General features: G+C 29.1%; 10 protein-coding genes. 4 read left to right on the forward strand and 6 right to left on the reverse strand.

The window, feature by feature from the left end:
- A partial coding sequence (locus SY27_RS16150) for a DUF2931 family protein (protein ID WP_045972257.1) occupies positions 1 to 251 on the reverse strand: 251 nt, incomplete at its 3' end.
- A gap of 2 nt (positions 252 to 253) precedes the next feature.
- The gene (locus tag SY27_RS16155; protein WP_045972259.1) at positions 254 to 1,795 is read right to left on the reverse strand and encodes a DUF2235 domain-containing protein; all 1,542 of its coding nucleotides are present in this window, start codon (positions 1,793 to 1,795) and stop codon (positions 254 to 256) included.
- Positions 1,796 to 2,508: 713 nt separating this feature from the next.
- On the opposite strand from SY27_RS16155, the gene SY27_RS16160 reads away from it, so the two are divergent.
- Positions 2,509 to 4,113 (forward strand): class I SAM-dependent methyltransferase, encoded by a 1,605-nt coding sequence (locus tag SY27_RS16160; RefSeq protein WP_045972261.1) that lies wholly within the window; start codon positions 2,509 to 2,511, stop codon positions 4,111 to 4,113.
- Between the two features lie 102 nt (positions 4,114 to 4,215).
- Entirely contained in the window at positions 4,216 to 4,590 is a 375-nt protein-coding gene (locus SY27_RS16165) for a YchJ family protein (RefSeq protein WP_045972263.1), read from the forward strand.
- 280 nt (positions 4,591 to 4,870) lie between these two features.
- Here SY27_RS16165 and SY27_RS16170 read toward each other — a convergent pair whose 3' ends face one another.
- The 3 genes from SY27_RS16170 to SY27_RS16180 form a co-directional block, all read right to left on the reverse strand.
- Entirely contained in the window at positions 4,871 to 5,968 is a 1,098-nt protein-coding gene (locus SY27_RS16170) for a serine protease (RefSeq protein WP_045972265.1), read from the reverse strand.
- Positions 5,969 to 8,785 (reverse strand): hypothetical protein, encoded by a 2,817-nt coding sequence (locus SY27_RS16175; RefSeq protein WP_152640778.1) that lies wholly within the window; start codon positions 8,783 to 8,785, stop codon positions 5,969 to 5,971.
- Positions 8,786 to 8,911: 126 nt separating this feature from the next.
- The gene (locus SY27_RS16180; protein WP_045972269.1) at positions 8,912 to 9,562 is read right to left on the reverse strand and encodes a Yip1 family protein; all 651 of its coding nucleotides are present in this window, start codon (positions 9,560 to 9,562) and stop codon (positions 8,912 to 8,914) included.
- 220 nt (positions 9,563 to 9,782) lie between these two features.
- Between SY27_RS16180 and SY27_RS16185 the strand changes: the two genes are divergently transcribed.
- Positions 9,783 to 10,340 (forward strand): DUF6642 family protein, encoded by a 558-nt coding sequence (locus SY27_RS16185; protein WP_045972271.1) that lies wholly within the window; start codon positions 9,783 to 9,785, stop codon positions 10,338 to 10,340.
- A 104-nt stretch (positions 10,341 to 10,444) separates the two neighbouring features.
- Here SY27_RS16185 and SY27_RS16190 read toward each other — a convergent pair whose 3' ends face one another.
- A complete protein-coding gene (locus tag SY27_RS16190) occupies positions 10,445 to 11,353 on the reverse strand; it encodes a winged helix-turn-helix domain-containing protein (RefSeq protein ID WP_045972273.1) in 909 nt (302 codons plus the stop codon).
- A gap of 132 nt (positions 11,354 to 11,485) precedes the next feature.
- Here SY27_RS16190 and SY27_RS16195 point away from each other — a divergent pair, with 132 nt between their 5' ends.
- Complete coding sequence (locus SY27_RS16195; RefSeq protein ID WP_045972275.1) at positions 11,486 to 12,559, forward strand: two-component regulator propeller domain-containing protein; 1,074 nt, start codon at positions 11,486 to 11,488, stop codon at positions 12,557 to 12,559.
- Positions 12,560 to 12,780: the final 221 nt, after the last annotated feature.

The following is a 12,780-nucleotide window of genomic DNA, read 5'->3' on the forward strand; positions in this document are numbered from 1 at the left end:
GGTACTGGCTTAAAATCATCTCCTGTCACATGAGTTGATCCATCATTACCCCAGCCACTATGGGCTAAGGCTGAGCAAGGGATATAAACACTATTGCCGTCTTCAAAAAAAAGATGGCCATTATAAATGTTCATTGGGTATAACTTTGGTGCGCTTTCTGAGGGCAACCATTCAAATTTTTCTTCCATAGTTGTTTTACAGGAATTTAATAATATTAGTAAGGCTACTAAACAATAAATATTTTTTTTCATAATTATGAATTTTTTGCTGTTTTTCTAAATCTGCGAATAGTAAACTTATCCGTAAATTCATAATTAGGACCTAGCCCAACTTCTCCAAATTTTGCGGACCAATGGAAATATTTATTTCTCAATTCTAATAGCATATTGTGATCGTTTACTATTAAATTAAATTTTTCTGTTGTCATCTTTTTGTTTGCTAGTTGCGCTCTATACAACTCTATCTGAGCATTAGTATAATATGTCATTTTTGGTTTTTCTCCTGAAATATAGTCATCTAATCGTTTCTTTACTTTTGTTAAATCAAGAGGGTATTTTGGATCCTCAGTACCATTAGGAATTTTATAAAATTGATTGAGTATTCCTATATTGACTGTTTCTTTTCTATATTTATTTGTATTCTCTCCTACAATATATAATGGGATATAACTATATCTATTACTGATATTTGGTCTATTTCCATACGTTTCATGCCATTTATTAGGTCTAACAACTTCTTTTTCTTTATACCAACCCTGCGTAATTAAATTATTTAAATCATTATTCAATACAGTGTCCCATTCTTCATCATCATACCCATCAAAAACAGTATTATCAAAATCCAGTAGTTGAACATTGTCTGGTGAATCATGAACATAAGCTCCTCCTATATCACAGTGTACTCCGGGTAAAGAATATTCACTTCCTCCAGCCACTTTTACACTTGTGAGCATAAAATTTGTTCTATGCTCATCCTCAGCCGCTAATTGAAATACTTTGGCTGCTTTTCTAATATCATTCAAATGCAATTCTTCAACATCATTTTCAAAATTTTTAAATGCTCCTGTTGTATTAGGGTCATAAGATGAAACAGTATCATACAAACCTACAAATTGCACTTTAACAAGTACATCATTTACATCAATTCCTGCTTCTGTTAGCTTCAAACCTAAATGACCATATTTTGGTAACATATCTAGGTCTGTTTTACCTCCATGGCTATCCCGTTTTTCTAAATCTCGTGTACCATCATTATTTTCAACCCATGCTTCAATTGGTTTGTATTTATCTTTCGTTACTTCGTAGACAAAATTTCTAGCAGCAGCAGCACCACGACTAAAACCAAAAACATCTAAAAAAATAATTTTTACGTCATTATCGTTTTTTAATTTACTTATTTTTTCTACTGCTTTTTCGCACCCTTTTTTCACTTTAGCCACTATACCTGTAGAACCTGAACCAAAGGCTCCACCAGCTCCTTTTGTAAAATAAGAACTATCTCTATCAAAATCCTCAGTTCCAATTCCTTCAATATATATTTTAGAAATAAATCCATCTGGTTTTTCAGTATATGCAGTTTCCAGTCTAGCAACATTAGACCAGTCGTTTTCATAACTATCATTTCCACCATATTTTTTATAGGCTTTATTTCCTTTATCTCCTTCTTTTCCTAATCTAGCATTTGTATTGGTTCTGTTATTCATGGTTCCATCGAGAAATACACCAATTCTTATATTGACTATTCCATTTGGAGGTGGTGGAGGAGAATAACCTCCAAAACTAATGTTTGTTGCCATCTGAAATTATTTTTTATTAGAGATATTATATCTAAGCTCGCAATTGTAACCTTATATATTAAATTTTAATCGCTATATATTTTGTTTTTTGTGAATTGTAATAGTTTTTCTTTAAATTTTTTTTAGACTTTTTTGTACTATTAAACTCAACGGTTTTACTGCTTTGTAATGTTGCAATACTGAATTTTGTAGGAACATTCTATACACAAAAATAGAAAAGCGTATTAGGTTAAAATTATATTTTTTTAAATTTAACAAAAAGTACAGAAAAACTGTAATTGCTTTAACATTGATTTATCACTAAACTTTACTATTGTAAAGTTTTCATTAAGAAATAAACCTAAACAATCTAAATTAGTTGAGGTAACTTTTATCCAATTGGTTTTATACTACTAAAAGTGTTTATAGTTGCAGCTTTAAGTCTTCTCGAAACATAAATTTGTTTGTCATTTAATGTTTTAAGAAAGAATAGAAAAGAGGGTAAGAATCAAGAAACATTTGAATCTTAATTGTACTGTGTTTTTATGTCTTTTTAGTTCGCTAAATTTAAAAATAATATTTCTCTCTAATAATAATAAACTATCGATTTTAAGAAACCATTTTAAATAATGAAAAAAGAATCGACTAAATAGATTATAATAAAGAAAATAAAAAAGTTAATAGATAAATTTTCAACGCATTTTTTTTAAATTTGAGAACAACAAAAAAATAACATGACTGAAAAAAAAGAATGTCGTCAAAGAATATTTCAACATTTAGATGGAATTGTAACAGCTCCAGTTGCATTTACATTATATAAAAAAGAAATTTGTTCTTATTTAATAGAAAAAAAAGAAGTTCAATTAGCAGAATTAGTTACAAAATTTCAAGCAAATGAAGGCTATCTTAATGTAGCACTAAGAACACTTGCATCACAAGGATTTCTAAATTATCAAGTAGATAATAATACAAATAATATTACAATAAATACCAATGAAAAAAGTAGCTATGCTTTTTCATTATTTCCACTTTATGAAGATGTTGTTACCTTATTAAAAGAAACACAAATCTTCACTTCGGTTCGTATTGCAACGAATGCTATAACTAAGTTAGAAGCTATTTTTATAAAATATAAAGAACACTTTAATATAACATTTTCAACTAATTCAGAAGAAAAAGCCATTCAAGAACAAATTTTAGGACACATAGAAGGGTATCTTGTAGCACCTATAATTGTAAGTTTAGGAATGACAGGAATGTTTCATAAATACTTTATGGAAACGTCTTTTAGAGCAGAAGAATTTCATAAAGAACCAGAAATTTTTAAAGTAATACTCAATTTCTTTACATATTTAGGTTGGTTTACAGAAAAAAAAGGAAATTATCAATTTACAGAAACAGGACTGTTTTTCGCAAAAAGGGCTACTGCTTATGGCGTAACAGTGTCCTATTTACCAATGTTTAAAAACCTAGATACTTTATTATTTGGAAATCCAGCAGATCTAAGAGATATAGCACAAAATGAAGATGAAATTCATGTAAATAGAGAAATGAATGTTTGGGGAAGTGGTGGAGCACATGCTACTTATTTTAAAGTAATAGACGATATTATCATTGAACTTTTTAATAAACCAATAAATGAACAACCTAAAGGAATTTTAGACATGGGTTGTGGTAATGGAGCTTTTCTACAGCATATTTTTGAAGTTATAGAAAGACAAACATTACGAGGAAAAATGCTCGACGATTATCCGTTGTTTTTAGTAGGAGCCGATTACAATCAGGCTGCATTAAAAGTAACAAGAGCTAATTTAATTAAAGCAGACATTTGGGCAAAAGTGATTTGGGGAGACATTGGAAGACCTGATCTTTTAGCGAAAGACCTTCAAGAAAACTATAATATAGATTTAAAAGATTTACTTAATGTGCGTACTTTTTTAGATCACAATCGTATTTGGGAAGAACCAGAAACTTTTACCAAAGAAAGAATAAGTACTTCAACAGGAGCATTTACACATAGAGGAAAACGAATTTCAAACAATGACGTCGAAGAAAATTTAGCACTTCATTTAAAAAAATGGGCTCCCTATGTAAAACAATATGGATTACTGATTATTGAATTGCATACAATTTCACCTCAATTAACAGCTAACAATTTAGGAAAAACAGCCGCTACAGCTTATGATGCTACACATGGCTTTTCAGACCAGTTTATAGTTGAAATAGATGTTTTGCACAATGTAGCTTCTGAAGTAGGACTATTTCCAGAACCTTTATCGTTTAAGAAATTTCCAAATACAGATTATGCAACAGTAAGTATAAATCTATTAAAAGGATAACCCGTTGACTGAAATTATGTAAAAACGTCAAAACGGATTACACTCAACAGATTAAAAAAAATAGAAAAATAATCGGAGTAAGTATAATTATTAATTGTAAACATGTCAAAGTGCTATTGTAAATCGAATATTGATTTTAAAGATTGCTGTAACCCATATCTAGAAAATCAAAAGAAACCAAAAACTCCTGAAGAATTAATGCGTTCTCGTTATACTGCGTATGTTTTGCAAAAAGCAGATTATTTAATAGAAACAACACATATATCACAACGTAAATATTATAAGAAAAAAGAAGTTCTAGAATGGTCAAAAACAAATACATGGCTAAAACTAGAAGTGCTAAAAGCACAAGACAATTGGGTGGAATTTAAAGCGTATTATTTAGATGAAAACTTACAAGCACAAATGCATCACGAAAAGTCAACTTTTAAGCAAGAAAACGAAATTTGGTACTATGTTGATGGAGTTTTCTTTTAATATAATGTTATAAAACAAAGATAGTAGTAGAAACACCTACTACTATCTTCTCAAACTTAAAACTTAAATATTACTCAACTTATATCTGTGTTTACTCTTTGGGGAAAAAAGATTACGATATTAAACACCTAAATTCATTATAAATGAAAATATGTTTGTTTTATAATTCCAACAAAACTATAAATTCGCAATACATTAAAACCCCGTAGAAATACCTGATTTTTAAAAAGAGTTGAAGTAATAGTAAAACGCATACTAAATGAATATGTTTCTTAGCATACTATTGCATAAACTTTTCAATGCGGATAACCTTTTCACCCTTGCAAAAAGGAATCTTACAACTAGGACTATAATAGCAATTGCCATTGTAAACATAATCTACTTCACCAGAAACCAAAACACCAATGACTTTATGTGTGTAGAAATTAAAAACAGGAGAACCAGAGTTACCTTGAAAACTATCCAGTGAAGTATAAAAATAAAACGGATTAGTATTTTCTTTTATAGAAGCATTCAGCGCAACTTTTGTAGGTAAACCAGTAGGATGACCTATCATGTATACTTCATTTTCATTAGAAGGAATCTTTGAAACATTTTCCCATTCTAAAATAGGTCTGTTAAAATCCCTATCTACTTTAAACTCTATAAGATCTAACTCTTCTTCTTTTTTAGAAACAGTTTTCGGATAATAAATATCATCTACATTGAAATAATAATTTACAACATCATTTGCAACCACTAACTTATAACCAAAAAGCACAATATAATCTGTAATAGGTCTTTCAAAAACATGATTAGCTGTGAGCATTGTATTTTTAGACACAATAAATGCAGTCCCAATTCCTGCTACCGTTTGATTATAAAAAGGAACATCATTGCACAAATTATAAATAGAACCTAGAGAATGAGAAGCATTCAGAAAATAAGTATCCTTAGCTAGTTGAGAAAGATTTTCCTTTTCAATAATAATGCCTACAGATTCACTTTTTTGTAATATTTCAAATTGCCAATTCACCATTGGATCTAATTGCAATAACTCAATGCGACTATCAAATTGAGAAGGACCAGAAAGCCTTGTTGTTTTTAGCTCCAAATCAGATATTATGATTCTAGCATCAGAAGTTTCAGAATCATCTTCAATTATAGAATCAATACTTTCAAGCTCCTTTCTTTTGAGCATTTCTAAAAGCATATTTTGATTTACTTTTTGATCCTTTTTTAAAGCATCCAAAATTATTTTTTCTAACATCTTCTGATTCATTTTACTATCAAAAATAATCTTATCATCAATCATTTTCTCTACTTTAACCATGGCAGAATCGGCCTCTTGTGCAGAAGCAAAAGAAAGAATAAAAAAGAAAAATAAAATAAACCTCATTTAGTCTTTGTATTTTCCTGAAAGCGTTAACAGCGGAATATCAATTGTAACACCTAAGTTTACACGATATGAATCTACCGATTCAAATGCGTCTGTTCCTACCGGAATATCTCTTAGTTTTGGACCATATTGCATACCTAAATTTACAGCAAAAGGTGAATTTCTAAATCCATAAATTACATATAAACCAGGAGAAAAAATATCATTAAAATTAAATTCAGGTAGAGTTTGCGTGTCATTATTACTATCAAGACGTAAACGAACAGGAGCTGCAATATCAATGATAGGAATAAATAAACCAATGCTTGTTCCTTTTTTAAAAGCACCCCATGGCTGAATATAGAACCCAACAGGAGCAGTAAACCCTAAAGTTGTAGCTCTATCTTGATGATCAGAAAATTCAAATCCACCCATAATACCAGGAAAAGAATTAATAGCATAATAACTTCTTGCTCGTTCTTTTAAAGAAGAACTTCCCACTGGCAATGCAAAAGATTCAATAGCTTTTTCCACATCTTCAGCAGTAGCAGAAAGAGAAATATCGTTTAAAAGATGAATAATTTTTAAGGCCTGCGTATCTTTTAAAACAGTATTATTTGTAATATAATCAGGAGCAAATGCCATAAATAAATCCCTTAGTTCATTTTCCAAAACCAAAGTAGCATCTGGTTGGTACAAAATTTGAGATTGGAACAAAGCTTTTTGATAGGCTATTAATTTATTTTTTATGTGTTCTTGCACCTTTTCACTTTGACCTTTACTATCTAAATAATCAAGTATGTTTTTGTTTATTTTTTCAGTATCAATACCAAAATTGGCAAATAAATAAGTGCTATCCTTAATTAAAGCATTGTGAAAAACTTTTAAATTTTGTTTGTACTGGTTTAAAGTAAGCGTTGAATCATCAAAAGACTTTAAAAATACATCCAAACCTTCTTGAGTATTTTTAAGTTCCTTTTTATCCATTAATTTTAGATTAACAATAGTTAAAGGGCTTTTTAAATTCTTAACTTCTTCAATCTTAATATTAGGATTAAATGCTTTTCGAATAGTCATTAAATCACTTTGTTGTTCTAATAGTATTTTAGTATTGTATAAATTATTTTTAAAGTTTTGATCTTTAACGTTTAAATAAAGAGGAATCTCAATGGCTTTTATTATAGCATTAGAATACTTCTTTTGATGTAAATCCAAAACCAAGTCATTTCCTGTTTTAGCAATAGCAAAATAAGGAATAAGTTTTGTTTTAAAAGTAAGTGAAGTAGACACACTATCAGGAAGTATTATAACATTGTAATCGTTTTTCAAGAGCAAATCAGACGTGGCTACAATTTCTTCCGTAAATCCTATTATATCATGTACAAAACCATGAATTTCTTCATATTCTATCTCTTCATTGTTTTTGTTTTTCTTCTTAATAGATTGTGCTGTTGTATGAATCTTTTCAGCATATTGCGCAACATTTACAAGATTCTCTTTTATAAAATTAAAATCAGATTGTCCACCACGTATTTTTTCTACTGTGATAGTAGTCATTATTTTTTTTACCTCGAAAGGGAAAATGTCATTTGCTTTTTTAAATTGGATATTAAAGTATTTCAAATTCTGTTGATGTAAAAAACCAAAGTATAAAAAGTAGAAATTAGTTTCATTTCCATAATTTGATAAAAAATCAATACTAGCAAATTTTTGTTCTCCATTTTCAACAACCGTTAAACTATAAGCCAACATAGAAGCCAATCGAAGTCCTTGCGCAATATTAAATTTAGAAGAATTATCCGTATTATTTCTCCAGTTTGTTAATGCTTTACTATTTTCTAGAAGCTCAAAATAATCAACAGGATTTTTTATCTTCGAAAGTTGAGGTATAATTTCAAGACCATCAAAAGCAAATTCTAAATCAGGATTATTAGCAATATAATTTTGAATTTTAGGTAATAACCTTAATCTTTTTGCATTGTCAAGAATAGCATTTAAATCTTGTTCAATAAGCTGTTTCAATTCATCGGTAAAATTGAGCAACTGATTGGCATCAAAACGTTTTAAATAATTAGTAGTTTTTGGTAAAATCACAACTAACTCTTCACTATAATTTTCAGGTTTTGGATCATTTAAATACTTTTTTATTTTGTCAATAGCATGTAGTGTCAATTCTTCCTTAATTCGCTTAGCTAAAAAACGACTTAAACCATCAATAATAGTCTCAAAAGCTAAATCACCACCAATAAAAGGCAACGATTTTTGAATGGAAGATTGGTAATTATTCTGAGCCAAATAATCCATTTGATTAGCATCTAATACTTTATATTTTTCAATAAACAAGCATACAATTTCTAACAAATAAGGATTATCAGTGTATTGCTCTTTTATTTTTAAAAGTTGTTCATTATCATTGTTATATTTTACAGCGAAGTACTTCTTTTTATCAATTAAAAGTTGCTTTTGTAATTCAGATATTTCTTTTTCTGCGGTTTTAATACTATATCCATTATTGAGCGTAACAGTTGTTTTTGAAACCGCATTAAATGCTTTTAAAACTCTGGTATATTGTGTGTTGCTATCATTTAGTTTTTTTATACTTCCTTCATCAATTACTAAACTACTTTTTTTAGAATCTTCTAAATACGATTTTAATATTCCAATTATTTTTTCTCTATCGGTATTTATTTCTTCTAATCTTGTATCAGGGTTTATAGCATTATAATCCTTTTTTAATAAATCAATTAAAACAGCCGCATCGCCCATTACAGGTGATGATTTCTGAGCCCAATTCAATAACGATATAAAAAAGAATAGAGTAAGTAATAATTTCTTCATGTTGTTTGTTTTGTTAGTTTGCGTTGCGTTTTAATAAGAAAATCAAAACATTCAAATTTAGAAATTATACTAACATGAAGCAATATAAAAAGATAAGTATTTTTATATCAATAGATTAAAAGAATGTTAACGATTTAAAATAAAAAAGATTAACATGATAGGAATTATGATAACAAAAAGAGATAAAAATAAATTTAAAATGGCTTTCCAAATAGAGAATTGTTGCGCCTTAGAAATACCAATTACATATAAAAAAAGAGTCCATAAACCGAATCCAAATTCTAAAAATAGAGAAAGATAAAAAACAATATTAAGAATTATATTATCACTGAGAACCTCTCCATCTGATTTAAAAATCTCAGCGCCATAAATTCCTATTTGAAAGAATACAATTAATGTACCTATTATAGAAGGAATAGAAGCATAAGCTAAAACTTTAAGTATTGTATTTTTATTTCCTTTTCCACCTATCCATTTCCCTGTCCAACTTAGTATAGAAGAATAAATAGAATAAGTAATCCATCCAAATAAACTACCAAAAAAAATACAATTAATTATAATATAAATTAAAGACTTAGTATCTCCTAAATCTCGCATTGAAGCTCTGTCAAATGCATTAGAAATTCCAGCAAGAACAAGAAGCAATTTAAAAGATTCTTCATACTTATTTTTAATAATGTACTCAAAAAAATCTTGCGGTGCAGAAACCAATTTTGAAAACAATTCCTTATTAGTTAGGTGTTTTTTTTCTTCAAATTCCGAAAAATGTTCTTCCATTTCAGTAGGGTAAAATTATTTAGGAGCGCGCAATTAAGTATTTATATTTTACATATTCAAATAAAAAGGCAATTGATTTCTTTTCTAAATACATTATTATATTCCAAATTAGAATCATTTTCTTTCATAATTAATTCAATAACTATTTAATAGCAGAGAAGGGGATGCTTCAAATTATTTTTAGTACTATTGCAAAATAAGCCCAATTTTTAAAGTGATTATGTATCCCGATAAATATATATACTGTCTTGAAGGCGTTAAAGATGTATCCGTTTCAAATACAAGTGCCATTTTACCCTCATTAGAAAACCTTGCACTTCGTTATGGAATTACAAATATTTATAAAACTTGCGATAGTATTGAAGGACTAGAGGAAAGTTTAAGCACATTACTCTATGAAGATCGAAATTTCATGGATTATGCCATTTTATATTTAGTTTTTGAAGGAAATGAAAACAGAATCATACTAGATAATTACTATTATACATTAGAAGAAATTGCCGAATTTTTTGAAGGAAAACTGACAGGTAAAATAATTCATTTTGCAAATACGATGCGTTTAGATTTAGACGAAGAAGCCTCGCAATATTTCTTAGATGTAACAGGAGCAAAAGCCATTTCTGGATATGCTAAACCAGTTCCTATTTTAAGTACAATACTAGATAATGCCTATTTCGGATTATATCAAGAATATGATAACGTAATAGATGTAGTAGAAATATTATTTGAAAAACACTACGCTTTGTGTACTACTATGGGCTTTCAATTGTATTATTAAAAACAGTTCTCAATCCGCATCCTTTCGAGTACGGAGCGTATCGAGAAGTTTTACTCTATCTCATTTCATAAAAAACTAACGTTTAAATAATTTCGCCTAACAGGTTAATTAATGATCAATTTATAACCCACACCGCGTATATTCATAATTTTAATAGTATCATCAGCTTCCATTTTCTTACGCAATTTAGAAATAAAAACATCAAGCGTTCTGCCTATATAATCACCTTCATCACCCCAAACAATATTTAAAATAACATCGCGCTCTACTGTTTCATTCACAGATTCATGCAAAACAGCTAATAAATTAGCTTCCTTACTAGATAACTCAATTGTTTGATTATCATACTTAAGCAGCATATTCTTTTTATCAAATATAAAACGCCCTAATGGAATACTATCAGTAGTATTGGAAGAAGAAGATCTTGCTTTTCTTTTATACAAAAAGACACAAACAAGAGCTGTTATAGCAAGAAGCCCCAAACCTATAGAAACAAAAGAAGAAATAAATGTTTTAGGAGCAACATTTTCTCTTTTCACAACATCGCTATTCGTTTCTGCACTATGTAAAGGATAAAAATCTAAAACAGTTAAAAATAAAGTATAACAACTTTTGGGCGGTATTCGTTCTCTACAAGGCACTAGGTTTATAGAAGAATGTATCCCCATTTCATAACTATATACTATCTTTTCAGTATCAAACTCTTCAACCTCTACCAAATATTTTTTTACAATTTTAGAGTGAGTCAATACACTATCCATAGTATGCACAAGGTAATTCGGATCAAATTGAAACTCAGTATCAAAGGCTATTTTATATCGATTATTTTCTCTTTCAATGGGCAACACCAATGAAGTACTATCATTAGATTGAAGTAGTAATTGGTGACCAACTACACGAAGTGCTGCTTTTATTCGATTATCTTGAATTGTATTTTGAGAAAAACTAGCATTAAAACTAAAAAAGAAACCGATAAAAAGAAAGAGAAGTATTTTATTAAAATTATTATTCATTTCACAAATGTATTTAATAATTTAAATGACAACTATATTTTACAATGTAATTTACATTATTTTACACTTCTTAAACAACTAAAAACCAGATAAACTCTAGCTTTGACTATCAAATTATAAATAGATAGTACAATGAAAAACATGTTAAAACCCTTTATTTTATTCTCTCTCGTTATCACATCATGTAACGGACAAAGAGAAAGTGTAACAGCAATCAAAGTAAATTCACAAAAAACAGAATATGCTACTGTAATGGATGAAGACTATAAATACTGGTATGGAGAAAAATATGCACAAAGACCCGACAAATATTTGCAAGTAAGCGAATATATTAGAATAACTTTTCAAGATAGTAAAGGCAATTTATGGTTCGGAACAAACTCAGAAGGAGTTGTTCGTTATGATGATAAAGAATTAAAATACTTTTCAATAAAAGAAGGCCTATCAGGCAACCAAGTAACAGATATTACAGAAGACAATTATGGAAATATTTGGATCTCAACAAATGCAGGCATATCACAATATGATGGAAACCAATTTTATAATTATAAAATAACTCAAAGCTCGTGTAATAATAAAGTAATGAGCATTTATAACGACCGAAATGGACAAATTTGGGCAGGATCATTTAGCGGATTAAGTGTTTTTACAGGATTTCAATTTGTACCTGTTGAAATTAGCAAAGAATTTAAAAGTGCTATTATGACTATTACCGAAGACACTAAAGGAAACCTTTGGTTAGGAACCGATAAAGTAGGAGCTTATAAATATGACGGATCAACCTTTGAACAAATTATACCAGAAGGAAGACAAGAAGACAAAAGCGTTACAAGTATTGTAGAAGATAAAAGCGGAAACCTTTGGTTTGGCTCCATGATGAGCGGTATAAGTAAATATGACGGAAACACATTTACAAACTTCAATATAGAGAACAAAATAGAAAACAATGAAGTTTGGACTATTTATGAAGATAAACTAGGAAACATTTGGTTTAGTTCAGAAGGATATGGTATTTACCGATATCAAAATGGTATACTCACTAATTTCAGCAAAAAACAAAAATTACCACTTCATGCCGTACAAACTATTTTTGAAGACAAACAAGGCCGCTTTTGGATAGGAGGAGGCAACGGACTCTATCGCATGGAAAATAATACCTTTATAAATATTACTAAAAACGGACCATGGAAAAGGGATAATTGTTAATTATCCCTCATTTTAATTACAAAAAACGGATTAAACCCACGTTGTTATAATATAGGTTGTTCCTATGGAATTGACACGTTTTATGCTCACAGGTAAGAGCCATCGGCTCGGTCAATATTGTAAGGTAGGGTTTCAACCCTATCATTTCCGTAATATCTCCAATCTTGTCATGCTGTAAGCATCCCATTAGTAACTCCACAAACTAATAAAACCAAACAAAT

Source organism: Flavobacterium sp. 316 (assembly GCF_000967805.1).
GTDB lineage: Bacteria > Bacteroidota > Bacteroidia > Flavobacteriales > Flavobacteriaceae > Flavobacterium > Flavobacterium sediminilitoris.